Consider the following 24,832-nt stretch of genomic DNA (forward strand, 5'->3'; position numbering starts at 1 on the left):
CGGCGGTCCGGCCCGGGGACGGCGGCCCGCGGCCGGCCGTCAGCGCATGTGCAGCCAGCCGCCGTCGACCGGGAACGACTGGCCGCTGATGAAGTGGGCGCCGTCGCCGGCGAGGAACACCATCAGCGGTACGAGGTCCATGGCCGGGTTGCCGAGCTTGCCGCCGATCGGGATCTGGGCCGACATCATCGCGTCGTGCCGGGCGAGTTCCTCGGCGTTGAGGCGGCCGCGGTAGTCGTCGTACATGCCGGTCCACATGGCCGGCGCGACCGCGTTGACGGTGATGTTGTACGGCGCCCACTCCTGGGCGACGGCCCGGGTCCAGACGTGTACGGCGGCCTTGCTGGCCGAGTAGGCCGCCTGCTCGGGTACGCCGACGATGCCGGACCGGGAGCCGAAGTTGATGATGGCTCCGCCGGCGTCCTTCAGGTGGGCGAAGGCGGCGGCGTTGGTGTTGCGGGTGCCCTTGGCGTTGATGTCGAAGACGGCGTCCCAGTCGGTGTCGGGGATCTCGGCCGACGGCCCGCCGCGCTCGACGCCGGCCACGTTGACCAGCACGTCGAGGCCGCCGAGCAGGCTGACGACCTCGTCGAAGACGGTCGTGACCTCGGCCCGGTCGGACACGTCGCAGTGGCGCCGGACGATGTGGTCGGGAGTGGTCCCGGCGGTGCCGAACTGCCGGTCGAGGGCCGCGACCCGGGCGCCCTCGGCGACGTATCCGGCCACCACGGCGGCGCCGATGCCCTGGGCGCCGCCGGTCACGATGATGCGTCTGCCGTCCAACTGCCCCGCCATGGCCGCTGCCCCCACAGGTCTGCCCGGACTACCTCCGCCCGTAATGTCGTACCACGCCCGTGACCGTCGGTGACTTCAGATTCACCAGGTGCAGTGTCAGGGGTGGCGCTGGTGGGGAAGCTGGCCGATCGCCGGCTGCCGGTAGAGCGCCTGGGCGCGCCGGGCGAGATCGGTGGTCGCCGACGAGTTGGCCCAGGTGCCGAGGATGATCGCCGCGCCGGGGATCATCTTGGCGAAGAGCTTCTTCGCGGCCTTGACCCCGGCCATCTGGGCGAGCTTCATGCCGAGCTTGAGCGCCACCTGCCCGACCGGGGTCTTGGTTCCGCTCCGGAAGAGCGCGCCGGCCTTCTCCCGGCCGGCGGCCACCCCGAGCGCCATCCGGGCGGTCTCGGCGACCTTGTGGACCTTCTGCAGGACGAGCAGGTCGGTGGCCCGGTCGGGATGGGCCGGGTCGACGCCGTACGCGGCGGCGATGTGCAGCACCATCCGGGCCTGGGTCCAGGCCAGCACCCCGACGTCGACGACGGCACCGGGCAGACCGGTGGCGCCGGAGACGGCACCGGAGAGCCGGGCCAGGTTGATGAACTTCTTCGCCGCCTTCTGCGCGACCACGTCGGGGTGCAGGCCGGGCTGCTGGAGGTGCACCCGCTCGACCCAGCGGCGGGCCTCCGGACCGAGCCGGCGGACAGCTTCGAGGGCCAGGTGCTCGGGGGCGTACTGCGGGTCGGCCCGCATCTTCTCCCACAGGCTGGCCGGCGGGGCGGCGGTCCCGTCGTCGGCGGCGGGGTCGTCGGGGGCGCCGGCGGGCGGGGCCGCGACCGGGACCGTGGCGTATCCGGCGGCCCGTGGCGCCGGAGCGGGTCCGCCGGCCGCCGGGTAGGCGGGGGCGTGGCGGGCGGCGGCCCCCACAACGGCATGGCCGGCCCGGCATCCGGGGTCGGTGCCGGCGCCGCCGACCCCGCAACCTCGGCGGCCGGCACCGGCTGGGCGGCGGGCGCCGGGGCGGCCGGCACCGGTGCTGCCCCGCTGGCCGGTCCCCGGTGGCCGGCGGTGCCGGCTCCGCCGGGGCGGGTGCCGGCGGCTCGGGCCAGAGCGGCTGGTCGGGCGGCAGGGAGCCGGCGGGGCGGGGATCGGTCACGGGAGCACTCCGGGGGACGGACGGGCCTGACGCGGCACCGCCGTCAGCGGCGCCGCGTCAATCGTGACAGAAGCGAGCGAAGCCGATGCTGGTTGGCCGGGTTGGCGAGCTGGCGTCGCCCCTGGGCGACCGCCCGCTGCCCCTGCGGACCGCTGATGAACGATCTGATGCGTCGGGTCAGTGACATGTCGGCCTCCTGCCGGTCGGGTAGGAGGCTTCTACCCGTACCGCCGGCCGGCCACACGTCGGCCCGGTCCACCGGACGCCGGTCACCCGGTGACCGGCGTCCGGTGGACCGTCCTTCTAGGACCGGTCGATGATGGCGTCGACGACGGCGGTGGCGTTGCCCTCGTGCTTGGCGTAGTGCTCCGGGAACGCCGACACCTGCACGGTCTGGGCGGCGACGGTGAGCCGCATCTGCTCCCAGCCCGGCACCCGGGCGAGTGCCTTGTAGAACTGGGTCGCCGAGTAGGTCGGGTCCATCAGCTTGGCGACCGGACCCCAGCCGGTGCTGGTGCGCTGCTGGAAGAGGCCGACGGAGTCGTGGTCCCAGCCGGTGCCCTGGTGGGTGTAGTTCTTCGACTCGGGCAGCACCTCGCTGGCGCGGTTGAGCAGGTTGCTCTCCTGCATCGCGGTCGCGACGGCGATGATGTGGGCGCGGCGCGGCATGTCCAGGTCGTGGCCGGCCCGGACGATGGCGAGGGCGTTGTCCATCTGGACCTGGGACAGGCCGGCGACGGGGGCGACCCGTTCCGGGATGGCGGGTGCCTCGGCCTCGACCGTCTCGGCCGGCGTGTCCTGCCCGTCGGAGGTGTCGGAGGTGCCGGCGGCCCGGCCGGACGCGCGGTCGTCGCCCGACTCCGCCCGTCGGGTGGTGTCGGCGGCGTCGGCGCCCGGCTGGCGTTCGAGCGAGCGCGAGGCGGGCTGGCCGGCCCGGGAGCGGACCTCGTCGGCGCGGGTCTGGGCGGCGGCGACGTCGGAGGGGAGCCGGCGCTCGACGGTCGCGGCGCGGGTCTCGGCGAAGGCGACGAGGCCGAGGCAGCAGATGACGCCGATGGCCAGGGCGAGCCGGGTCGGGCTCTGCCGGCCGGCCAGTTCACGGACCCGGGGGTTGTCGAGGACGGCTTCGACCCGGGGGTGGTTGCGCAGGGCGCGCACGCGCGGGTCGGTCCGTACGGCGGTGAGCATGGCTCCGGTGTGGACACGGAAGCGCTCGACGGTCCGGTCGGACCGGGCGACCAGCTCGTGGAGGGTGTCGCTGGACCGGTCGAGCAGTTCCCCGAGGGCCTGCCGGGTGCGCCGGGTCGGGGTGGGTGCGCCGGTAACCGGATCGACCGAGGGGACCTCGGCCGAATGGTCAGTGGTGCCTGCGGCGCCGGACTCGGTTTCAAGTGTGTGGTCGTCACGCATCCGACGAGGCTAGGCACAACGATCAGCAACTACGCAGAGTGATCTTGTGGCGTTCATCACAATTTTGGTCGATGAATCGGTCAGCCGCCAACACGCGCGAACGCCAGGTCAAAAAGCCTGCAAGACCGGCATCCCGGGAAAGCTGCACTTTGCACAGCCAGGCAGGCATTTACCTTCGAACCATCCAGCACGGAGAGCGACGAGCACCCCCCTCCCCCATTCGGTCGACCACCGGTGGCACGACCCGCGCCGCCCGGGTCCACCGCGCGGGGCGGTCCGGCCCGATCACGCCGGAACCGTTGCTACGCAACGCGTTCGGCAGGTGAGCAATGTGTAGTCGGATTCGCCCCCGTCCGACCCGCCGCCGTCCCGACGGGGTCCGCCGGAACCCGGATGAGGGAGGGGACGCGGCACGGTCCGATGGAATGCACGAGGATGGGGTCAGCGTTTCCACCGGCGGGGTTGCCGCCCCGCGACACGCCCTCAAGAGGAGGTTCTGACCGGTGCTCGATCCACACGAGTTGTACGAGCTCACCGAAGACCTGCCCGAACTGGGCGAACCGGTTCTGGTGCAGGCGCTCACCGGGTTCGTCGACGCCGGCAACGCGACCCGGATCGCCCGAGAGCACCTGCTCGGCACCCTCCAGGGTCGGGTGCTGGCCACCTTCGACATCGACCAACTGCTCGACTACCGCTCCCGGCGACCCACGATGATCTTCGTCGAGGACCACTGGGAGAGCTACGACGAACCGCGCCTGCGGCTGCACCTGCTCGACGACGACGCCGGCACCCCCTTCCTGCTGCTGACCGGCCCGGAGCCGGACCTGCAGTGGGAACGGTTCAGCGCCGCCGTCATCGCGCTGGTCGAGCGGCTCGGCGTACGGCTCACCGTCGGGCTGACCGCGATCCCGATGGCGGTGCCGCACACCCGGCCCACCGGGGTGACCGCGCACGCCAGCCGCCGGGAACTGATCGCCGGCCACGAGCCGTGGCTGCAACGCGTCCAGGTGCCGGGCAGTGCCGGCCACCTGGTCGAGTTCCGGCTGGCCGAGCAGGGCCGCGACGCGATGGGCTTCGCCGTGCACGTACCGCACTACGTGGCCCAGGCCGAATACCCGGCGGCGGCCGAGGTGCTGCTGACGTCGGTGTCGCGGGCCACCGGCCTGCTGCTGCCGACCGAGGGGCTGCGTACGGCGGCCGAGGTGGTCCGGGGCGACATCGACCGGCAGATCACCCAGACCGACGAGGCCGGGGCGCTCGTGCACGCCCTGGAGGAGCAGTACGACGCCTTCACCCGGGGCCGGCAGGGCACCAACCTGCTCGCCGACCAGACCGGCCCGCTGCCCACCGCCGACGAGTTGGGCGCCGAGCTGGAGCGTTTCCTGGCCGAGCAGACCCGCCCGGGCGACTCGCCGAACGGCTGACCGGCACCGCCCGGTGCCGGTCGATCGGGCAGGCTGGGGACATGCGTCTGGCGACCTGGAACGTCAACTCCGTCAAGGCCCGGCTCCCCCGCCTGCTCGACTGGCTGGCCACCACCCGCCCCGACGTGCTCTGTCTCCAGGAGACCAAGTGCGCGGCGACCGCGTTCCCCACCGCCGAGGTCGGCGAGCTGGGCTACACGGTGGCCGCGCACGGCGACGGCCGCTGGAACGGGGTGGCGGTGCTGTCCCGGGTCGGGCTCGACGACGTCACCCGCGGGTTCCGCGACGAACCCGGCTTCCCCGACCCGGAGGCCCGTGCGGTCGCCGCGACCTGCGCCGGGGTCCGGGTCTGGTCGGTGTACGTCCCCAACGGCCGCACCCCCGACTCCCCGCACTTCCTCTACAAGCTGACCTGGCTGGCCGCCCTGCGCGACGCGCTCGCCGACGATCTGGCCCGCGGCCCGCTGGCGGTCTGCGGTGACTTCAACGTCGCGCCCACCGACGCCGACGTCTGGGATCCCGCACTGTTCGTCGGCTCGACCCACGTCACCCCGCCGGAACGGGAGGCGCTGGCCGAACTGCGCCGGCTCGGCCTGACCGACGTGGTGCCGACCCCGATGAAGGGCCCGCACCCGTACACGTACTGGGACTACCGGGCCGGGATGTTCCACCAGAACAAGGGCATGCGCATCGACCTGGTCTACGCCTCCGGCGACCTGGCCGCACTGGTCGGCGGCGCGTACGTCGACCGGGAGGCCCGCAAGGGCAAGGGCCCGTCCGACCACGCCCCGATCGTGGTCGACCTGACCGAGGGTGGCACGCCGCCCACGGCACCCGCCGCCGGGCCGTGAGGCCACCCGTAGGGTGGAGCCATGGCTGTCGTGAAGATCAACGCGATCGAGGTGCCCGAGGGTGCCGGCCCCGAACTCGAGCGCCGCTTCGCCGCCCGGGCCGGTGCGGTCGAGAACTCCCCCGGCTTCCTCGGCTTCGAACTGCTGCGCCCGGTCGCCGGCGAGTCCCGCTACTTCGTCTACACGAGGTGGGAGTCCGAGGAGGCATACCAGGCGTGGGCCGGCGGGTCGGCGCGGGAGGCGCACGCCGGCGAGCGCGCCAAGCCGGTCGCCACCGGCGCCAACCTGCTCGAGTTCGAGGTCGTCCAGCAGGTCCCGGCGGCCTCCTGACCCGGGCCCGCCGCACCGGCCGGGCACACCCGGCCGGCCCCGGCGCCGGGCCGGGCGCGCGGCCGGGTCACGGGTCGCGGGTGTCGACCAGCGACGCGAAGACGACCACGTTGTCGACGTAGCCGATGCCGCCGCCCCGGAACTCGCCGCCGCAGGTGATCAGCCGCAGGCCGGGGCGGGCGTAGTCGCCGTACACCCGCTCGGCGGGCAGCTTCTTCTTGTCGAAGCTCTCCACCGAGTTGACCTCGAAGATGCCGACGCTCCGGTCCCGCCGGGTCACCTCGATCTTCGCGCCGGGGCGGATCCGGGGCAACTCGTGGAAAATCGACGGGCCGTCCCGGGTGTCGGCGTGCCCGACGATGATCGCCGGCCCGAACTCGCCCGGGGTCGGGCCGCGGTCGTACCAGCCGGCCTGCCGGTGCCGGTGCAGCGGCGGTACGGCGATCGAGCCGTCGTCGGCGAGGCCGAGGCCGTGCACGTCGGCGCGGATCTTCAGGGACGGGATCGCCAGCCGGATCGGCCGGCTGGGTTCCATCACCGGAAACTCGCGCGGCGGCGGCTTGTCCGGCCCGGCGAACAGGTTGTGCAGCAGTCCGGTCTCGGACAGGCCGGCGGCGGTGACGACCAGCCCGACGATCACGACCACCGCGGCCAGACGCGGCCGGCGCAGCTTGAACACGGTGGTCAGGCCCGTTGCCGGCGGGAGGTAAAGATACCGAGCGCCACCCCGGCCGCGACGGTGGCCAGTCCGGCGCCGAGCAGCAGGCTGCCGGGGTTGTCGCCGGCCGTGCCGCCGAAGCCGGTGGCCGGGCCCTCGCTCGGCCGGCCCGGCTGGACCACGTTGAGCACGGCGGTGGCGACCCGCCCGTCCGGACAGGTCAACTTCACCCGGTACGGCCGCGCCGACCGGTCCTCGGGCACCGTCGCGGCGGCGGTCAGCAGGTCGAGCTGCGGCTCGACGGTGACCTTGTCGGCGAACGCGTCCGACTCGACGGTCGCCGGCTCGGTGTTCTCCCGGCAGCTCGCCCGGATGCCGACGAGGTAGCCGGCCTCGACCGTGCTCGGGTTGAGCTCGACGTAGACGTCGGCCGCCCACGCCGGGGCCGGGGGTGTGAGCAGGAGCACCGGTGGCAGTAGCAGCGCGGCGGCGGCCACGCCGGACAGGACGGCGCGCCGGCCCCGGCCGGGACGCGACAGGGGGCTGGGCATGCCGGTGCCCACGCTCCGCTCGGTCATCTGGGGACCCCTCCGTCGGGCAGCGCCGGGCGGGGGTGTCCGGTGTCTGCCGTACCGGGTGATTTTCGCATCCCCCGGCCGCCGGACGCACCCTTCGGATGCGTACGCTCATCTGTCTGTGACCTTCCTCGACGTGAGCCCACCGGCAACCGCACCGGACCGGCCACCGGCCGACGCCGGGCCGGCCCGGCAGCACCGCGTGGGCGGCGGCGGGACGTCGGTCCGGTCGTTCCACACCCGGCAGGGCCGGATGACGACCCGGCTCGACGACGCGCTCGACCACGGGTGGCCGCTCCACGGGCTGGTCGTCGGCGCCGGGCGGCTCGACCGGGAGGCGCTGTTCGGCCGCCGCGCCCCGCTGGTGCTGGAGATCGGTTCCGGGATGGGCGACGCGACGGCGGCGATGGCGGCGGCCGACCCGCGGCGCGACTACCTGGCCGTCGAGGTGCACGTGCCGGGCATCGCCAACCTGCTCGCGCTGGTGCGCGAGCGCGGGCTGACCAACGTACGGGTCGCCCGCGGCGACGCCCTCGACCTGGCCCGCGACATGCTGGAGCCGGACTCGCTGGACGCGGTGCACGTCTACTTCCCCGACCCGTGGCCGAAGCTGAAGCACCACAAGCGGCGGCTGATCCAGCCGGCGCCGGTCGCGCTGCTGCGCAGCCGGCTGCGGCCGGGCGGGGTGCTGCACTGCGCGACCGACTGGGCGCCGTACGCCGACGCGATGCTGGCGACGCTGGACGCCGACCCGGGGCTGGTCAACACCGCCGAGGGGTTCGCGCCGCGGCCCGCGCACCGGCCGCTGACCAAGTTCGAGCACCGGGGCGTACGCGCCGGCCGGCAGATCTTCGACCTGGTGTTCCGCCGCGTCGCGGAGCCTGCCGTGACCGGCCCGGACCGCCCGGCTGGCGAGGGGTTGCGCATTTCGGGCACCATGGACCGGCCATGACGCTGACCACCCGGATCCCCGCCGCCCCCGACCCCGACACGCTCTTCGACGCTTTCGCCGGCTGGGCCGACAGCCGCGGCTTCGCCCTCTATCCGCACCAGGAAGAGGCGCTGATCGAGATCGTGTCCGGGGCCAACGTCGTCCTCAACACCCCGACCGGCTCGGGCAAGAGCCTGGTGGCGGCCGGGGCACACTTCGCCGCGCTGGCCGACGACCGGGTGTCGTTCTACACGGCGCCGATCAAGGCCCTGGTGTCGGAGAAGTTCTTCGACCTGTGCGAGGTCTTCGGCGCCGAGAACGTCGGGATGCTGACCGGCGACGCCAGCGTCAACGAGGACGCCCCGATCATCTGCTGCACCGCCGAGATCCTGGCCAACATCGCGCTGCGCGACGGCGAACGCGCGGACGTCGGCCTGGTCGTCATGGACGAGTTCCACTTCTACGCCGAGCCGGACCGGGGCTGGGCCTGGCAGGTGCCGCTGATCGAACTGCCGCAGGCGCAGTTCGTGCTCATGTCGGCGACGCTGGGCGACGTCACCCGGTTCGAGGACGACCTGACCCGGCGCACCGGGCGGGCGACCGCCGTCGTGAAGTCGGCCGAGCGGCCGGTCCCGCTGATGTTCTCGTACGCGATGACGCCGCTGCACGAGACCCTGGAAGAGTTGCTGAGCACCAAGCAGTCCCCGGTCTACGTGGTGCACTTCACCCAGGCGGCGGCGCTGGAGCGGGCGCAGGCGCTGATGAGCGTCAACGTCGCCACGCGGGCCGAGAAGGACATGATCGCCGAGGCGATCGGCAACTTCCGGTTCACCGCCGGCTTCGGGCGTACGCTGTCCCGGCTGGTCCGGCACGGCATCGGCGTGCACCACGCCGGCATGCTGCCGAAATACCGGCGGCTGGTGGAGACCCTGGCCCAGGCCGGCCTGCTCAAGGTCATCTGTGGCACCGACACCCTCGGCGTCGGCATCAACGTGCCGATCCGCACCGTGCTGTTCACCGGACTGTCCAAGTACGACGGTGTCCGGACCCGGCTGCTCAAGGCCCGCGAGTTCCACCAGATCGCCGGCCGCGCCGGCCGGGCCGGCTTCGACACCATCGGCACCGTGGTGGTGCAGGCGCCCGAACACGTCATCGAGAACGAGAAGGCGCTGGCCAAGGCCGGCGACGACCCGAAGAAGCGGCGCAAGGTGGTGCGCCGCAAGCCGCCGGAGGGGGCGATCGGCTGGGCGCAGCCCACCTTCGAACGCCTGGTGGCCGCCGAACCCGAGCCGCTGACGTCGAGCTTCCAGGTCAGCCACTCGATGCTGCTCAACGTCATCGCCCGGCCCGGCGACGCGTTCGTCGCGATGCGGCACCTGCTGACCGAGAACCACGAGGACCGGCCCGCCCAGCGCCGGCACATCCGGCGGGCGATCGCCATCTACCGGGCACTGCTCGCCGGTGGCGTCGTCGAACGTCTCGACACCCCCGACGAGGAGGGCCGCTCCGTACGGCTCACCGTCGACCTCCAGTTCGACTTCGCGCTCAACCAGCCGCTGTCGCCGTTCGCGCTGGCCGCGATCGAACTGCTCGACGCCGAGTCGCCGTCGTACGCCCTCGACGTGCTGTCGGTCATCGAGTCCATCCTCGACAACCCCCGGCAGGTGCTGTCGGCGCAGCAGTTCAAGGCACGCGGCGAGGCCGTGGCGGCGATGAAGTCCGAGGGGATCGAGTACGAGGCCCGGATGGAGCTGCTGGAGGAGGTCACCCACCCCAAGCCGCTCGCCGAACTGCTCGACGCGGCGTACGAGATGTACCGGCGCGGCCACCCGTGGGTCGCCGACTACGAGGTCTCCCCCAAGTCCGTCGTCCGCGACATGTACGAGCGGGCGATGACCTTCGTCGAGTACGTCGGCTTCTACAGCCTGTCCCGCTCCGAGGGACTGGTGCTGCGTTACCTCGCCGACGCGTACAAGACGCTGCGGCAGACGGTGCCCGAGGACGCCAAGACCGAGGAACTGGTCGACCTCATCGAGTGGCTCGGCGAACTGGTCCGCCAGGTCGACTCCAGCCTCATCGACGAGTGGGAGCGGCTGCGCAACCCCGCCGAAGAGGTGGAGAAGGTCCTCGACGAGCGGCCGCCGGCCGTCACCCGCAACCTGCGTGCCTTCCGGGTCCTGGTCCGCAACGCCCTGTTCCGCCGGGTCGAACTGGCGGCGCTGCGCCGGTGGGACGACCTCGGCGAACTGGACGCGGCCGACGGCTGGAACGCCGACGCCTGGGCGGACGCCGTCGAGCCGTACTTCGACGAGCACGAGTCGCTGGGCACCGGCCCGGACGCGCGCGGCCCCGCGCTGCTGCTGATCGAGCAGGGGCGCGAGCGGTGGACCGTACGGCAGATCTTCGACGACCCCGAGGGTGACCACGACTGGGGCATCAGCGCCGAGGTCGACCTGGCGGCGTCGGACGAGGCCGGCGCCGCCGTCATCCGGATCACCGAGGTCGGCCCCCTCCAGACGGTCTGACCCCTCCCGCTCCCGGGCTCCGCGCCCCGCGCCCCGCGCCCGCCTTGTCGCCGATCAAGGACTTGTTGTCGGCGACAAGGGACATACCACCCACGACATCTCCTTGATCGCCGCGTCGCGGCGGCCCGGCCACTGCGGTCCGGGTCAGCGCTCCTCGCCGCCGAGGACGTAGTGGCGCAGCTTCACCGGCGTTCCGTCGGGGGTGGTCCAGTCGGCGTCTTCGGTGTGGGAGTGCCGCCAGCCGTCGGCTTCGTAGAAGGCGACGGCGGCGGAGCGGCGGTCGTCCGTGACGTTCAGCGTCAGCTGGTGGCGGTGCTCCGCGGCCCACGAGCGCGCCCGGTGCAGCAGCGCGGTGGCGACGCTGCGGCGGCGGGCGGCCGGGGTGACGTAGAGCCGGGACAACTCCACGCCGGGACTCGGCATCTGGTTCCCGGTGGCGTCAGGGGCGCGTTGGACGGCGACGTGGCCGGCGATGGTGCCGCGCGGGCATTCGGCGATCCATGCCCGCAGCAATCGTGCCGGGGTGAGCCATCGGTGTGGATCCGTGGGCCAGTTCAACGGGTAGGCGTCGGCGTCATGGACGGCACGGAGCGCTTCGACGCAGGCGTCGAGGTCGGTGGCCTCCCGACGCCGGATCACGACTTCGTACATCAGGCCATCTTCGCGCGGCGAGCCGACCACGTTGCCATGGGCGGTGGCGGTCTCCTCCCGCCCGGGTCGCGGTGATCGTCTGCGGCTCAGCCCCTCCGGGCCGGGCGTGTCGGGTGCCCGAACCGCAGACGATCGAGGCCGACACCGTACCCGTCCGAACCGGGTCACCGGGCCGTGAAGAGGGGGCCGATCGGGGGCGAGAAACCCTGGGCGAAGCGGCGCCAGTCGATTAGAATGTATGTACTAATCCGCCCGCTGACCTGGGAGGACATCAGTGAGCCCGACCGCCACCGACACCCCTACGCCCTACGCGACACTGCTCGGTTTCACCCGCTACGTCGATCGCACCGGCCCCGCCAAGGCGACCTTCGTCGGTGGGCTGCGCCGGCAGCGGGCCAGCCGGTCCGGGTTCAACCCGCACGGTCAACTCGTCAAGGCGCTGAAGACCGACATCGCGTTCCACACCGGGGGCACCCACCTGTCCGCGGTCGTCGATCTCGTCAAGCCGCGCTGGCGCCCGCTCTACGAGGCGCTGGTGCCCGGCGCGCTGGCCTGGTTGCGGTCGCTGGACGAGCCGGACACCGTCCAACTCGCCCAGACCCACGACGCCCTCGGCATGCTCGGCGGCCTCCCCGTGAAGATCAACCCCCATCTCGGGCTGCGCTACGCCGACGGCCGCGCCGAGGCGGTCCGGCTGCACCTCGACGAGCAGCCGCCCAGCAACGAGGCGGTCATCGCCACCCTGCACCTGATGGCCCGGCACATGGGCCAGGTCCTCCCGCACGCCGAGCCGGTCCTCGTCGACGTGCGGCGGGGGGTCGCACACCGCCGCGACACGAGCGTCAAGACCGATCAGGTCGAGCGCTGGCTCGCCGGTGAGGCCGCCGCCTTCGCGGCCATCTGGACCACCGCCGCCTGAGCGCCGTCCCCACGATCTTGCGGTTGTCGCCCGCCGCCTGGGCGGCACCGCAGGATCGCGGGGACGCGGTACGGAATGCGCCGGGTCAGGCGGCGCGGTAGCCCAGTTGGTCGGAGATGCGGGCGGTCGCCGCCAGCAGCGCCTCGGTCGCGTCGACCGTGTCGGGCCGGAAGCGGTCCTCCGGGCCGGAGACGCCGACGACCGCGGCCACCCGGCAGTCGTGCCCGAACACCGGCGCCGCGATCGAGGCGGCGCCGGTCCGGCACTCGCCGTACGAGGTCGAATAGCCCAGCGAACGGATGCTCGCGATCTCGGCCCGCAACCGCACCGGGTCGGTGATGGTGCGGTCGGTGACCCTGGCCAGCCGGCGCCGGCACAGATAGGCGCTGATCTGCACGTCGTCGAGGAAGGCCAGGAACGCCTTCGACGGGCCACCGGCGTGCAGCGGATACGGCACGCCGACGTCGAGTTCGAGCCGCACCTCCTGGTCGGGGACCGCCTGGTCGACGTGGAGGCGGGTGTCGCCACGCCGCAGCGACAGCGTGGCGGTCTCGCCGGTGAGGTCCGACAGCCCGCGCAGTTCCGGCCCGGCAGCCGTACGCAGATCGGTGCGGGCCAGGTAGGCACGGCCGAGCGCCACCGCGGCGTGCCCGAGGGCGTAGCGGTGGGTGGTGGGGTCGAGGACGATGAGGTCCCGGCTGCGCAACGCGGTCAGGATGCGGTGCACGGCGGCCTTGGTCAGCCCGAGCGCCGTGGCGATCTCGGTGACGCCCAGGTCGGCCTGGCCGCTGCGGCCGAAAAGCAGGAGCACGTCCATCGCCCGCTCGACGGCGGCGATGGAACGCGACTGGCCGACGGCTCCACGGTCCGGCGCGGAGCCCCACTCGGCCGCGCTGCCAATGGTTGCGCCGGTCGGCACGTTGCGCGCTCCTCACTGGACGGACGACCCCGCGCCCGGCGCGGACCCGAGGACCCTCGGTGCGAAGGTGTCACACGCGATCAACCGCCGCCTCGGCCCCACGTCGACCCTATTCGAACAATTGTTCGACCGCCAGTTCCGTCCCGTCGGACGGACGTGGCACGCTGGTCCCGTGACCGAGCGCAGCGAGGGAACCGACAGGCTCAGCCCCAAGTCACGTGACCGCCGAGCGGAGCGAGGTGTCACGTGACCGAGCGCAGCGAGGGAACCAGCAGGCTCAGCCCCAAGTCACGTGACCGCCGAGCGGAGCGAGGTGTCACGTGACCGAGCGAAGCGAGGGAACCGACAGGCTCAGCCCCAGGTCACGTGACCGCCGAGCGGAGCGAGGTGTCACGTGACCGAGCGAAGCGAGGGAGACGGGCCGCTGTCGGGGCGGGCGCTGAACCGGGCGCTCCTGGCCCGGCAGGGGCTGATCGACCCGTTCGACGGCCCGCTCACCGAAACCGTCGAGTCCGTCGGCGCGATCCAGGCCCAGCAGTGGACGTCGCCGCCGGTCGCGCTGTGGTCGCGGCGGCGGGACTTCACGGCCGACGAACTGTGGGCCGCGCTCGACCGGGGCGACCTGGTCACCGGCATTCTGCTGCGCCGCACCCTGCACCTGGTCAGCGCCCGCGAGCACCCCGCGTACGCGGTCGTCGCCACCGGGTCCGGTGTCGACGGGTGGCAGGGGCTCAAGGTGGCCCGTACGGCCGGCGCGGACCGGCTGCTCGCCAATCTGCTGGCGTACGCCGGGCAGTCCCGCACCGGCGACGAGCTGCACGACTTCGTCGAGGCGTGGGTCGAGGCGCATCCGGGCGGGTTGAGCAATGCCGAGGTGGCGGCGCAGCGGGCGTACCGGTGGCGGGTCCTGCGGGCCTCGCCGGCGCTGGTGCGGGTGCCGGCCGACGGGCGGTGGGCGGCCCGGACGCCGGCCGCCTACCGGGCCGCCGCGGAATCCGGCGACCTGGACCCGGACGTGGCCCACGACATGGCGGTGCGGCGGCATCTTCGGGCGTTCGGGCCGGCCGGTGCCGACGACGTCGCGTACTGGCTCGGGGTCCGGGTGCCGGTGGTGCGGGCGGCCGTCGACCGGATCGGCGCCGAGCTGGTCCGGTTCGCCGACGAGGACGGGCGGGTGTTGTACGACCTGCCCGACGCGCCCCGGCCCGGCCCGGACGGCGAGGTTCCGGTGCGGTTCCTGCCGGCGTTCGACAGCGCGTTGCTGGCGTACGCGGCGGGCCGCCGTACCCGGATCCTGCCCGACGCGTACCGGGACCGGGTCTACGTACGCGCCAACCTGCGCTGGCTGCCGACGGTGCTGGTCGACGGCTTCGTGGCGGGGGTCTGGGCGACCCGGGTCAGCCGTCGGGTGGCGACCGTCACGGTCACCCCGTTCGGCCGGCTGCCGCGCGGCACCCGGGCCGCGGTGACCAAGGTGGCCGAGCGCCTGATCCGCTTCGTCGAGCCGGCGGCGACCGACCATCAGGTGGTTGTCGAGGGATAACCGGAAGCCGTCCCGCCCCGGGCATGCCTATTCTTGGCGACGACATGCAGACTCCGCCGCCCGCCCGCTCCACGCCCGATCCGACGAGCAGTCCGACCGACCGACAGCTCCACCCGGCCGATCACACGAATCTGCCGGCCGACAGCACGAATCCGCCGGCCGACCGCCAGGATGCCCCGAGCAGCCATCCTGGCGGGTTGTCCGACCTGCTGGCCCGCCTGCCCGAGCTGATGCCGCGCGATCAGCACCGCCTCCAGCGGCGGGTCGACGGCACCCGGAAGATCCGCGACCGGGAGCGGCGGGCCGCCGCGCTGGCCGAGATCGCCGGCGAGGTCGACCGGGCGGAGTCGCGGCTGGCCGCCCGGCGGGCGGCGGTGCCGGCGGTCAGCTACCCGCCGCAGTTGCCGGTCAGCGACCGCCGGGACGAGATCGCCGCCGCGATCCGCGACCACCAGGTGGTGATCGTCGCGGGCGAGACCGGCTCCGGCAAGACCACCCAGCTTCCCAAGATCTGTCTGGAGCTGGGGCGGGGGGTGCGCGGGCTGATCGGGCACACCCAGCCGCGCCGGCTCGCGGCGCGTACGGTCGCCGACCGGATCGCCGAGGAGCTGGGCACGCAACTGGGTGAGACGGTCGGGTTCAAGGTGCGGTTCAGCGACCGGGTCGGCGACTCGACCATGGTCAAGCTGATGACCGACGGCATCCTGCTCACCGAGTTGCAGCACGACCGGCTGCTCCGCCAGTACGACACGTTGATCATCGACGAGGCGCACGAGCGCAGCCTCAACATCGACTTCATCCTCGGCTACCTGCGGCAACTTCTCCCCCGCCGACCCGACCTCAAGGTCGTCATCACCTCGGCGACCATCGACCCGCAGCGGTTCTCCCGGCACTTCGGCGACGCCCCGGTGATCGAGGTCAGCGGGCGGACGTACCCGGTCGAGGTCCGCTACCGGCCGCTGGTCCTCGAGACCGAGGCGGAGGAGGATGACACCGACACCGACGTCGTACGCGACCAGATCCAGGCGATCTGCGACGCGGTCGGGGAACTGTCCGCCGAGGGGCCGGGCGACATCCTGGTCTTCCTCAGCGGCGAGCGGGAGATCCGCGACACCGCCGACGCGCTGAACCGCCTCGACCTGCGTAACACCGAGGTGCTGCCGCTGTACGCCCGGCTGTCGACCGCCGAGCAGCACCGGGTCTTCCAGCCGCACGGCGGCCGGCGGGTGGTGCTGGCCACCAACGTCGCCGAGACGTCGCTGACGGTGCCCGGCATCAAGTACGTCGTCGACCCCGGCACCGCCCGGATCTCCCGCTACAGCCACCGGCTGAAGGTGCAGCGGCTGCCGATCGAGCCGGTCTCGCAGGCATCGGCCAACCAGCGCAAGGGCCGCTGCGGTCGTACGTCGGACGGCATCTGCATCCGGCTCTACGACGAGCAGGACTTCCTGTCCCGGCCCGAGTTCACCGATCCGGAGATCCTGCGTACCAACCTCGCGTCGGTCATCCTCCAGATGACCTCGATCGGTCTGGGCGACCTGGCCGCGTTCCCGTTCATCGACCCGCCGGACCGCCGCAACGTCGCCGACGGGGTGGCGCTGCTGCACGAACTCGGCGCGATCGACCCGGCGCAGGACGACCCGCGCCGCCGGCTGACCGCGCTCGGCCGGCGTCTCGCCCAACTGCCGGTCGACCCGCGGCTGGCCCGGATGGTGCTCGAGGCCGACCGCAACGGCTGCGTCGCCGAGGTCATGGTGATCGCCGCCGCGCTGTCCATCCAGGACCCCCGGGAACGGCCGGCGGACAAGCAGGCCCAGGCCGACCAGATGCACGCGCGGTTCGTCGACAAGGAGTCCGACTTCGCGACGTACCTCAACCTGTGGCGCTACCTGCGCGAGCAGCAGCAGGAGCGGTCGTCCAACTCGTTCCGGCGGATGTGCAAGGCCGAACACCTCAACTACCTGCGGGTCCGCGAGTGGCAGGACATCCACTCGCAGCTGCGCCAGGTGGCCCGCACGCTCGACGTGACCGTCAACGAGCAGCCGGCCGACGCGCAGCGCGTCCACCAGTCGCTGCTCGCCGGCCTGCTGTCGCACCTCGGCGTACGGGACGAGAAGAGCAAGCCCGGGGACGTCGACAAGCGGGGCGGGCGCAACGACTACCTCGGCGCCCGGGGCGCCAAGTTCGCCCTGTTCCCCGGATCGGCACTGTTCCGCAAACCGCCACGCTGGGTGATGGTCGCCGAACTCGTCGAGACATCCCGGCTCTGGGGCCGCATCGCCGCCCGCATCGAACCGGAATGGGCCGAGGCGCTCGCCGGCCACCTGGTCAAGCGCAGCTACAGCGAACCGCACTGGGAGAAGAAGCAGGCGTCGGTCGTCGCCTACGAGAAGGTCACCCTGTACGGCGTACCGCTGGTCACCTCACGCAAAATCCAGTTCGGCCGGATCGACCCGGCACTGTCCCGGGAACTGTTCATCCGGCACGCCCTGGTCGAGGGCGACTGGCAGACCAGCCACGCGTTCTTCGCCGCCAACCGGGCGCTCCTCGGCGAGATCGAGGAACTCGAACACCGGGCCCGCCGCCGCGACATCCTCGTCGACGACCAGACCCTCTTCGACTTCTACGACCAGCGGATACCCGCCGACGTCGTCTCCGGCCGGCACTTCGACACGTGGTGGAAGCGGACCCGCCGGGAACAGCCGGAACTGCTCACCTTCGACCGGGAGATGCTGGTCAACGCCGGCCGCGGCGGCGTCGACCCGGCCGACTACCCGGACGTGTGGCGCTCCGACGGCTTCCAGTTGCCACTGAAATACGAGTTCGAGCCCGGCAAGCCGACCGACGGCGTCACCGTCGACATCCCGCTGCCGGTACTCAACCAGGTCCGGGCCGACGACTTCGACTGGCAGGTACCCGGCCTGCGCGAGGAACTCGTCGTCGCGCTGATCCGCTCGCTGCCGAAGGCCACCCGGCGCAACTTCGTACCGGTGCCCGACTACGCGCGGGCGGTCCTGGCCCGGATCACCCCCGGCCAGGAGCCGCTGCTCGACGCGGTCACCCGTGAGCTGCGCCGGATGACCGGGGTCACCGTCGCACCGCAGGAGTGGGACCGGTCCCGCATCCCCGACCACCTGCGGGTCACCTACCGGGTGCTCGGCGACGACGACCAACCGGTCGCCGAGGGCAAGAGCCTGCCGGCGCTGCAACAGCAACTCAAGACAGAGGTACGCCAGACCGTCGCCGCCGCGGCCGGCGACATCGAACGGTCCGGGCTGACCGACTGGGCCGACCTCGGCACGATCCCATCCACTGTGGAGCAGGTACGCGCCGGCTACCTGGTCACCGCCTACCCGGCCCTGGTCGGCGAGGGCGACACCGTCGCCCTGCGGGTCTTCGAGACCGAACTGGAGCAGCGGACCGCGATGCGCGCCGGCACCCGCAGGCTGCTGCGGCTCACCGTCGCCTCCCCGGTCAAGTTCCTCCAGGGCCGGCTGTCCAACGAGGCCAAGCTCGCCCTGAGCCGCAACCCGCACCGCAGCGTCGTCGACCTGATCGACGACGCCGCCGGTGCCGCCGTCGACCACCTCGTCGACGCCGCCGGCGGCCCCGCCTGGGACGCCGCCGGGTTCGCGGCGCTCCGTGACCGGGTACGCGCCGACCTCGTCGACACCGTCGTCGAGGTGATCGGCCGTACCCAGAAGGTGCTGAGCACCGCCTACGCCGTCGAGCAGCGGTTGGGGCGTACGTCCAGCCTCACCCTGGTCGCCGCGCTGGCCGACATCCGGGCGCAGTTGTCGGCGCTGGTCTACCGGGGCTTCATCACCGACACCGGCTACGCGCGGCTGGCCGACCTGCCCCGCTACCTGACGGCGATCGAGCGACGGCTGGACCGGCTGTCCCAGAACCCGCAACGCGACCGGGAGCAGCAGGCCCGCATCGACCAGGTGCGCAAGGAGTACGACGAGATGCTGGCCGCCCTGCCGCCGAGCCGCCGGGCCGACGCCGACGTACGCGACATCCGCTGGATGATCGAGGAACTGCGGGTGAACGTGTTCGCGCAGGCGCTCGGCACCCCTTACCCGGTGTCGGAGCAGCGCATCTACCGCGCGATGGACCAGGCCGAGGGCCGCTGACCGGCACGCGAAGTCTGCGCGGTCAGCGACGTGGCCGACGTGGGTTCTCCGTCTGTTCGTCGCCTTCCGGCAGATCGGCGGAGAACGTTTCCACTTCGCCTCGGGCAATGTCGACGAGTTTCCGGCCGAGGGAATCGACATCCTCTCTGGCACAGCCGGTCCGGATGAAGAATTCCGCCCGGGACAAGCCAACCGTGGCCTCGGTGAGGCAGGCGGCCAATCGCATCGCCTCATCATTGTCGAGCACAATTTCGATCCGGTTCGCATTGCGCTCAGCACGCACGTCGATCACCTAGGCTTTCCGCTGATTGAAATCGTCTGAGGATTCCCTGAAAGCTGTCATCGCCATCCGCTTCCACGGTCTCAGCGGAAACATCGCCGGCGCCACCTCCCGATTGCGGGTCGTCCGGCGGGACAGGACTGTCGGCCGGCTCGTCGAGGCCACGTGACATGCGATGGATACGCTCGCCCATACGTTCCCCCATGTGAACCCAGGCCGGATTCGCAACACCGGGCCCGAGGTGTCGCAACCCGTTCGACCGTCATGCGGCGGCTCCGAGGTATCCGGCGGGCCAGGTGCAGCGCGGGAAGCGCTGCAGGGCGGCATCGACGCGCTCGTTCCAGTCGGGGTCGGTGTGACGCGCCCCGATGGCGGCGACCAACGCGGGCGGGTCGTCGTTGCCGAACACCGTCGTCCGGCGCCGGGCCCCGTCGCGCTGGTCGGCGGCGAACCAGCCCCGCACGACCGCCAGTTGGTCGGCGCTGGCCGCGTACGGGATCCGGGCCTGGTAGGTGGTGTTCCACCCGGCCGTACGAGGGTGGACCGGCGCCGCCGGGTCGGCGCGTACGGCCTCGGTGAGTTCGTCGAGGACGAGCGCCCACCGGTACGGCGCGGCCAACCACCCGGGTTCCTCGTCGGCGCAGCGGACGGTGCGGCCGGGCAGTCCCGGCAGGGTGGCCAGCACGTGCGCGGCGAGGTCGTCCGGGGTGCAGCCGAGGACGGGGGCGCGGGCGGCCACGGCGCGGTCGACGGCGTGTGACAGGGCGCAGTGCCGCAGCCGGGCCGGCAGTGCCTCGACCTCCGCCATCAGGTCGCCGTCGGGCAGCGGGCTGCCCCAGCCGGTCAGGTGTCCCAGGACGCCGAGTTCGGCCCAGACGACGAGCAGCGGCCGATCCTCGAGAAGGTGTTCGGCGTGCCGCATCTGGCGCAGGTCGCAGGGCCGGGCGCGGCAGTCGGTGCCGCAGGTGACGCTGCGCCGGCCGATCAGGGTGTCGACGGGTGCGGTGCGCACCGCGGCGGCTTCCCGGTCGGTGCCGTCGGGGACGGTCACCAGCAGCGGATGGTCCATCCCGTCGGTGAACACCGCGCCGGTGCCGGGCCGGAGCGTGACCAGGTATGCCGACTGCGCCTCGGTCAGGTTGACGGTGGCGCCGACGGCGTCCCGGTCGTCACGGGCCGGCAGCCGGTGGATGACCTTGACCGCGGTGTTCTTGATGACGTCCGGGGCGATCTTGGCGGGAATCTGTTCGGCGATCACCAGGCCCTCGCCGTACGCCCGGATCTCGGCGAGCAGCGACGCGAACAGTTCGACGGCATGGGCGGCCGGCCCCGGACGTTCGCTGCGGCGCAGCAGCCGGTGTGCCTCCTCGAAGACGCTCAGGTGCCGCAGCCCGGCGCGCGCGGGTGCCGGGTCGCGCCGCTGGGCGACCCGCAGGTGTTCGACGAGCCGGATGAGCAGGGCACCCATCAGGAACGCCTTGTCGCGGTCGTCGCCGACGTCCTCGATCTCGAACACGACCCGGGAGGCGAGCAGCCGGTCGAGGTCGAGCGGGTGGCCGCCCTCGAAGAACCGGCCGGTCGTGCCGAGCCGCAGGCTGGCCAGCCTGACCCGGACGAATCCGCGGACGTTGTCGCTGATCTCCGGGCCGTACCCGATCTCGGCCACCACCTGTTCGGCGGTCCGTTGGAGGTCGGTGAGGGTGGGGTGGCGGGGCCGGCGGCCGGCGGTGCGGGCGGCGCCGAGCGGCAGGTCCCAGCCCTGCTCCGTGTAGCAGCGGTGCAGCGCGGCGGCCAGCACCTGCGGGAACGGTTCGTCGGCCTCGAACGCCGCCAGGAACAGCGCGCGGACCAGGTCGAGATGGGTCTGGAGCGGGAACCCGGCGGCGGGTTCGAGCGGGTTGAGGCCGACGGGCGGGGCGTCGGGGTCACCGGGCCGGACGGCGACGACCCGGCCCGGACCGAGCCGGGCGGCCATCGAGCGGTATTCGGCCTTGGCCGGTTCGACGACCAGCCACGGCAGGCCGGCGGCGGTGGCACCGTCGAGCAGGTGCCGGATGGTCTGCGATTTGCCGGCGCCGGTCGCCCCGCAGACGAAGGTGTGCCGGTTGAGGCTCGCGCCCGGCAGCCGGAGCCGGCCGGCGGGCGCTCCGTCACGGTCCAGGATCTCGCCGATGTCGATGCCGCCGGGGTCCGCGGCCTCGGGGGTGACGTCAAAGGTCGGCCTGGGTACGACCCGCAGACCGGGCACCTCCACCGCGGGTGGCCGGGCGAGCGCGGCGACCAGCAGCGAACCGGCCAGCAGCGGTTCGCCTCCGGGGCCGTCGGCGGCCGGGTCGAGCGGGCCGGCCGGATCGACCGGGGCCGGGTCGGGGACGAACGCGTACGGCAGTCCGGTCAGGTCGGCGCCGGCGCAGAGCAGACCCGCGACGGCCGTGGCGGCGGCCGGGTCGGGGCCGCCGGCGAACAGCCGTACCCGCCAGAGGCCGGTCGCCTCGGCGGCGCGCAACTCGCGGTGCCGGTGTTCCAGCCGGACGGCGCGTACCGCGTGCTCCGGTGACGAGGCGCGGGCCCGGGCGTCGCGTTCGGCGGCGGCGACCCGGTCAGCCTCGCGGCGGATGTCGGCGGGCGGGACCGGTACGGCGACCAGCAGCCAGGCGAAGGGGCGGTGCCAGGCGCCGAGCAGCCCGTCGGCGAGATCGGGGCGCCGCGCGGCCGGCTCCGGTGTCGGCTGGTCGACGAGGAGGCCGTCGACCACGCCGCGCAGTTCGGCCCAGGCGGGCAGGGCGCCGAGGAGCCCCGCCACGTCGGCGGCGGGACAGGGCTCGCCGCGGCTGCCGGGCGGGAAGCTCAACGGCACGGCCCGCCCGGCGGCGGCACCGCGCGGTGCCGGTGGCGCGTCGCGCGGTCGCGGGACCGGTGCCGTCGGTGCGGTCGAGGCGGTGGTCAGCACGGTGACCGGGCCGCCTTGCGCTGTCCGGCACCAGCCGAAGACCAGCGGTGGGGCCGGGGCGTGGACGCCGAGGTGGTAGGCGGAGACGACCGCCGCGTGCCGCCGGGGCCGGTCCGGGTCGTTGCCGGCGCGGTCCGGGTCACCGGGCGGTGGTGGGGCCGGCGCGAACACCTCGACGACGCGGCACAGGTCGGCGGGCGCGACGACGGGCGCGGACACGGTGGTCACGATGGCGGCCGTTGGCGCGGCGGCCGGGCCGGCGGCGCCGCGGTGAGCGGCAGCGGGGACGCCGCGGGTAACGGGGCGGCGGCGGTCGGGCCCCCGACGGCCGGTCCCGTGACCTCCGGCGGGGACGGCAGCGGGCCCATGCCGACCCGGGGCAGGGTGACGAGGTCCGGGTTGCACTCGGTCGGGACCACGGTGGCGCCGTCGTCGTCGCGGCGGACCAGGATCAGCGCGTAGTCGGGCAACTCCTGGAAGGTCCGCGGTTCGACGGCGTACTCGTAGACCCGCTGCCGGCTCTCGGCGTCGCTCCAGTTGGTGCCGTCGGCGAGGCTGCGGGTGCGGCTCCAGTTCCGGGTGACGCTCCAGTTGGCGCTCTCGCTCAGGTTCCAGCCCCGGTTGCGGCTCCAGGTGGTCGGCGTGGATCCGCGACCGCCGCCGCGGCCGGTGCCGTCCGACGTCCCCCACCCGGTGCCGTGCCCCTCGGTCTCGCTCGCGCCCTCGGTGTCGGCGACCGTGTGCGTCTCGTTGCCGCCCAGGGTCCGGGTCAGCTGGGAGAGCACGAACCGGTGTTCCCGGCCGACGAAGTCGGCGGCGTGCCGGGCCTCCTCGTGGTTGCCGAGCCGCATGAAGCCGACCGTGCCGGCGCCGATCGCCTGCACCACCGGGCCGCGCAGGTGGCGGTGGAGCAGGACCAGCCGTACGCCGCGTCGCTCGCAGAGGTCGCCCAGCCGCTCGACGTGCCGGGCGGGCAGGTCGTCGGCACCGGCGACGACGAGGCTGCCCGGCCGTGTCGGCCCGTGGGCGATCCGCCGGATCAGCCACTGCACGACGAGGTCGTCGAGCAGTTCGGCACGTACGGTGCGACCGCCGGTCGCCAGGGCCAGGCAGGTCAGCGCGGCGGCCGGGCGGGCGTCGCGCCGGGTGCCGAGCGGGGCCAGCGGTTCGACGAACGACTCCAGCCGGCTCAGGTGCTGGTGCGCGTGCCGGCGGTAGTCGTCGCCGAAGAGCCGGTCGGCGACGTGCCGGCGCTCCTCGGGGGTCAGCTCGGGGGTGTCGCCCGGTTCGTTCATGAGGACCCGGAGCGCGGCGGCGAGCCTGGCCATCGAGATGTGCTCGCCGAGCGCCGCGCAGACGGCGGTCAGGATCCGGTCGTCCATCAACCGGCCGGCCAGCTCGGTCGACGGTTGTCCGGAGTGGATCGACTCCACCAGTGAGTCGACGAGCTGGCGGGGAGTGAGCCCGACGAGCAGGTCGCTGTCGGCCAGTTCGTCGGGGAGCAGCAGCAGATCGACGGTCAGCCCGTTGGCGGCGGCGACCCGCAGCAGTTCCCGGCTGACCGCCTCACCGGACAGGTCGACCATGACCATGGGGCCCCGGGTGGCCAGCAGCGACGTACCGCAGACGGTCAGCAGGGCCTCCCAGCCCCACAGGTTGCCGCCCACGACGTCGACCCGGCGGGCGTCCGGTCCCGGCGACACGGTGCCCCATTCCGGCAACGCGTCGACCCGGTCGGTCTCCTGCCGTTCGAACGTGGCCTTGCGGGCCGCCCATTCGGCCTCGGCCCGCTCGTGCCGCTGACGCAGTTCGTCGGCGGTGCGGACGGCCCGGCCGCGCAGTACGCCGTACCGGACGAGGACGCCGGCGGCGGCGCCCAACCCGGCGAGCAGCGACACCGTGCCGAGTGTGCGGAACAGGTCGCCGGCCATCGAGCCGACACACGCCAGAATGGTGGCGGCCGCCGTCCCGGAGCCGGCGGTGACGAACAGGTTCCGGGGCAGCCGCGCTCGGGCGACCACCACTTTGGCCGAGAGATCGACCCGAGGTGGCGGTGGCAGGGGGAGCATTTCGGGAAAGGGCCGCCGCTGCGTGTTCCGGTCCCGGAAGACCCAGCCGAGACGCTCTCCGGCGGTCAGGAGGGTGGTGGTTTCGTCACCGGGCGACGGCGCTGCCACCGGCACTGTTTCCCATGATCGACACCCCGTCATCGAATGCATGAGCTTCAATTGAAAGAGGTCATGCTAGACCGATTCGCAAGCTCTCCACCAGGGACGTTTCATTGTTGCCGGAAGGGCGACGCCCGCGAAGCCCAGTTATTACGCCACGATCGGGTGATATGACCAAGGGTGCCACTTTGAGCACGTCGCCAGATGGCGCGAACCGTCCTCAGTGGTCGCGGCGCCCCTGCCTGACGGCGGCCCAGCCGTCGGCGACCCAGCCGTCGGCGGCTCAGCTCACGGCGGCGCGGACGAGCGCGGCGGCCCCGCCCAGCGACGCCTTCTCGGCGGCGCTCAGCGTGGGATCGCCGGCCCGCATCGCGACCGCCGTACGAGGTGTCCTTGAGCGGGCCGATGCGGGGGATGCCGGATCGAAGTCCTTCATGCCGAAGAACTGCAACTCGATGTCGCCGCGTTCGACGACGAGGTAGGGGTAGGGCGCCTTTGGAGGTAGGTCACCTCGAAGCCGAGCGCGTTGTAGAAGTCGGACACCGGGCTGACCTGGGCGCAGGTGAGCAGCGGGATGGTCTTCTCGGCCATGCGGCGACGGTAGACCGGATCGGTGCCCATACGCCTAT

The 24,832-nt window shown here is 73.0% G+C and carries 19 protein-coding genes and 1 pseudogene; 8 read left to right on the plus strand and 12 right to left on the minus strand.

The genetic code is table 11. The features are described 5' to 3' along the window. Positions 1-39: 39 nt before the first annotated feature. From QCD66_RS25280 to QCD66_RS25290, 3 genes are all read right to left on the minus strand, one after another. On the minus strand, positions 40-795 hold the full coding sequence (locus tag QCD66_RS25280) for an SDR family NAD(P)-dependent oxidoreductase (protein ID WP_364214176.1): 756 nt from the start codon (positions 793-795) through the stop codon (positions 40-42). 96 nt (positions 796-891) lie between these two features. Then, positions 892-1,704 (minus strand): EcsC family protein, encoded by an 813-nt coding sequence (locus QCD66_RS25285; RefSeq protein ID WP_407566805.1) that lies wholly within the window; start codon positions 1,702-1,704, stop codon positions 892-894. A gap of 532 nt (positions 1,705-2,236) precedes the next feature. Next, entirely contained in the window at positions 2,237-3,343 is a 1,107-nt protein-coding gene (locus QCD66_RS25290; RefSeq protein WP_375735211.1) for a hypothetical protein, read from the minus strand. A gap of 503 nt (positions 3,344-3,846) precedes the next feature. Between QCD66_RS25290 and QCD66_RS25295 the strand changes: the two genes are divergently transcribed. The 3 genes from QCD66_RS25295 to QCD66_RS25305 are packed head-to-tail and all read left to right on the plus strand — an operon-like array spanning position 3,847 to position 5,948. Then, the gene (locus tag QCD66_RS25295; RefSeq protein ID WP_364214171.1) at positions 3,847-4,767 is read left to right on the plus strand and encodes a PAC2 family protein; all 921 of its coding nucleotides are present in this window, start codon (positions 3,847-3,849) and stop codon (positions 4,765-4,767) included. 41 nt (positions 4,768-4,808) lie between these two features. Beyond that, positions 4,809-5,618 carry an exodeoxyribonuclease III gene (locus QCD66_RS25300; protein WP_364214168.1) on the plus strand — a complete coding sequence of 270 codons (810 nt, stop codon included), beginning with the start codon at positions 4,809-4,811 and terminating at the stop codon, positions 5,616-5,618. Between the two features lie 21 nt (positions 5,619-5,639). Continuing rightward, positions 5,640-5,948 (plus strand): antibiotic biosynthesis monooxygenase, encoded by a 309-nt coding sequence (locus tag QCD66_RS25305; protein ID WP_357537948.1) that lies wholly within the window; start codon positions 5,640-5,642, stop codon positions 5,946-5,948. 67 nt (positions 5,949-6,015) lie between these two features. Here QCD66_RS25305 and QCD66_RS25310 read toward each other — a convergent pair whose 3' ends face one another. Together QCD66_RS25310 and QCD66_RS25315 are read right to left on the minus strand one after the other, a co-directional pair. Further along, the gene (locus QCD66_RS25310) at positions 6,016-6,627 is read right to left on the minus strand and encodes a class F sortase (protein WP_364214165.1); all 612 of its coding nucleotides are present in this window, start codon (positions 6,625-6,627) and stop codon (positions 6,016-6,018) included. Between the two features lie 5 nt (positions 6,628-6,632). After that, positions 6,633-7,184 carry a hypothetical protein gene (locus tag QCD66_RS25315; protein WP_375735212.1) on the minus strand — a complete coding sequence of 184 codons (552 nt, stop codon included), beginning with the start codon at positions 7,182-7,184 and terminating at the stop codon, positions 6,633-6,635. Between the two features lie 250 nt (positions 7,185-7,434). Between QCD66_RS25315 and trmB the strand changes: the two are divergent. Both trmB and QCD66_RS25325 read left to right on the plus strand, forming a co-directional pair. Next, a pseudogene (gene trmB / locus QCD66_RS25320) lies at positions 7,435-8,052 on the plus strand (tRNA (guanosine(46)-N7)-methyltransferase TrmB); the annotation flags it as partial. A gap of 77 nt (positions 8,053-8,129) precedes the next feature. Continuing rightward, positions 8,130-10,637 (plus strand): DUF3516 domain-containing protein, encoded by a 2,508-nt coding sequence (locus tag QCD66_RS25325; protein ID WP_364214162.1) that lies wholly within the window; start codon positions 8,130-8,132, stop codon positions 10,635-10,637. Between the two features lie 144 nt (positions 10,638-10,781). Here QCD66_RS25325 and QCD66_RS25330 read toward each other — a convergent pair whose 3' ends face one another. After that, complete coding sequence (locus QCD66_RS25330; protein ID WP_375735213.1) at positions 10,782-11,288, minus strand: GNAT family N-acetyltransferase; 507 nt, start codon at positions 11,286-11,288, stop codon at positions 10,782-10,784. 274 nt (positions 11,289-11,562) lie between these two features. Between QCD66_RS25330 and QCD66_RS25335 the strand changes: the two genes are divergently transcribed. Next, entirely contained in the window at positions 11,563-12,207 is a 645-nt protein-coding gene (locus tag QCD66_RS25335; RefSeq protein WP_364214156.1) for a hypothetical protein, read from the plus strand. An 85-nt stretch (positions 12,208-12,292) separates the two neighbouring features. On the opposite strand, the gene QCD66_RS25340 is transcribed toward QCD66_RS25335, so the two are convergent. Next, complete coding sequence (locus QCD66_RS25340) at positions 12,293-13,126, minus strand: IclR family transcriptional regulator (RefSeq protein ID WP_375735214.1); 834 nt, start codon at positions 13,124-13,126, stop codon at positions 12,293-12,295. 394 nt (positions 13,127-13,520) lie between these two features. On the opposite strand from QCD66_RS25340, the gene QCD66_RS25345 reads away from it, so the two are divergent. After that, positions 13,521-14,669 (plus strand): winged helix DNA-binding domain-containing protein, encoded by a 1,149-nt coding sequence (locus QCD66_RS25345; RefSeq protein WP_375735215.1) that lies wholly within the window; start codon positions 13,521-13,523, stop codon positions 14,667-14,669. Between the two features lie 197 nt (positions 14,670-14,866). Next, positions 14,867-18,805 (plus strand): ATP-dependent RNA helicase HrpA, encoded by a 3,939-nt coding sequence (gene hrpA, locus QCD66_RS25350; protein ID WP_375735216.1) that lies wholly within the window; start codon positions 14,867-14,869, stop codon positions 18,803-18,805. A 22-nt stretch (positions 18,806-18,827) separates the two neighbouring features. Here the strand turns inward: hrpA and QCD66_RS25355 are convergent, their stop codons facing one another. The 5 genes from QCD66_RS25355 to QCD66_RS25375 all read right to left on the minus strand — a co-directional run bounded on the left by QCD66_RS25355 (position 18,828) and on the right by QCD66_RS25375 (position 24,794). Beyond that, positions 18,828-19,097: a hypothetical protein gene (locus QCD66_RS25355; RefSeq protein WP_364214144.1), complete on the minus strand. Its 270-nt coding sequence runs from the start codon at positions 19,095-19,097 to the stop codon at positions 18,828-18,830. Positions 19,098-19,347: 250 nt separating this feature from the next. After that, complete coding sequence (locus QCD66_RS25360; protein WP_407566806.1) at positions 19,348-22,254, minus strand: ATP-binding protein; 2,907 nt, start codon at positions 22,252-22,254, stop codon at positions 19,348-19,350. A gap of 5 nt (positions 22,255-22,259) precedes the next feature. Continuing rightward, positions 22,260-24,056 (minus strand): hypothetical protein, encoded by a 1,797-nt coding sequence (locus QCD66_RS25365; RefSeq protein WP_375735218.1) that lies wholly within the window; start codon positions 24,054-24,056, stop codon positions 22,260-22,262. Positions 24,057-24,486: 430 nt separating this feature from the next. After that, positions 24,487-24,639, minus strand: a complete 153-nt coding sequence (locus QCD66_RS25370; protein WP_375735219.1) for a hypothetical protein — start codon at positions 24,637-24,639, stop codon at positions 24,487-24,489. Further along, the gene (locus QCD66_RS25375) at positions 24,636-24,794 is read right to left on the minus strand and encodes a hypothetical protein (RefSeq protein ID WP_375735220.1); all 159 of its coding nucleotides are present in this window, start codon (positions 24,792-24,794) and stop codon (positions 24,636-24,638) included. Before QCD66_RS25375 ends, QCD66_RS25370 begins: the two co-directional genes overlap by 4 nt. Between the last annotated feature and the right edge of the window lie 38 nt (positions 24,795-24,832).

The organism is Polymorphospora sp. A560, assembly GCF_045781765.1.
Taxonomy (GTDB): Bacteria; Actinomycetota; Actinomycetes; order Mycobacteriales; family Micromonosporaceae; genus Polymorphospora; species Polymorphospora lycopeni.

Coding starts and splice junctions, on each gene's coding strand:
- QCD66_RS25280 (WP_364214176.1), bottom strand. CDS start 795: ATGGCGGGGCAGTTGGACGGCAGACGCATCATCGTGACCGGCGGCGCC.
- QCD66_RS25290 (WP_375735211.1), bottom strand. CDS start 3,343: ATGCGTGACGACCACACACTTGAAACCGAGTCCGGCGCCGCAGGCACC.
- QCD66_RS25300 (WP_364214168.1), top strand. CDS start 4,809: ATGCGTCTGGCGACCTGGAACGTCAACTCCGTCAAGGCCCGGCTCCCC.
- QCD66_RS25305 (WP_357537948.1), top strand. CDS start 5,640: ATGGCTGTCGTGAAGATCAACGCGATCGAGGTGCCCGAGGGTGCCGGC.
- QCD66_RS25315 (WP_375735212.1), bottom strand. CDS start 7,184: ATGACCGAGCGGAGCGTGGGCACCGGCATGCCCAGCCCCCTGTCGCGT.
- QCD66_RS25325 (WP_364214162.1), top strand. CDS start 8,130: ATGACGCTGACCACCCGGATCCCCGCCGCCCCCGACCCCGACACGCTC.
- QCD66_RS25330 (WP_375735213.1), bottom strand. CDS start 11,288: ATGTACGAAGTCGTGATCCGGCGTCGGGAGGCCACCGACCTCGACGCC.
- QCD66_RS25370 (WP_375735219.1), bottom strand. CDS start 24,639: ATGAAGGACTTCGATCCGGCATCCCCCGCATCGGCCCGCTCAAGGACA.
- QCD66_RS25375 (WP_375735220.1), bottom strand. CDS start 24,794: ATGGCCGAGAAGACCATCCCGCTGCTCACCTGCGCCCAGGTCAGCCCG.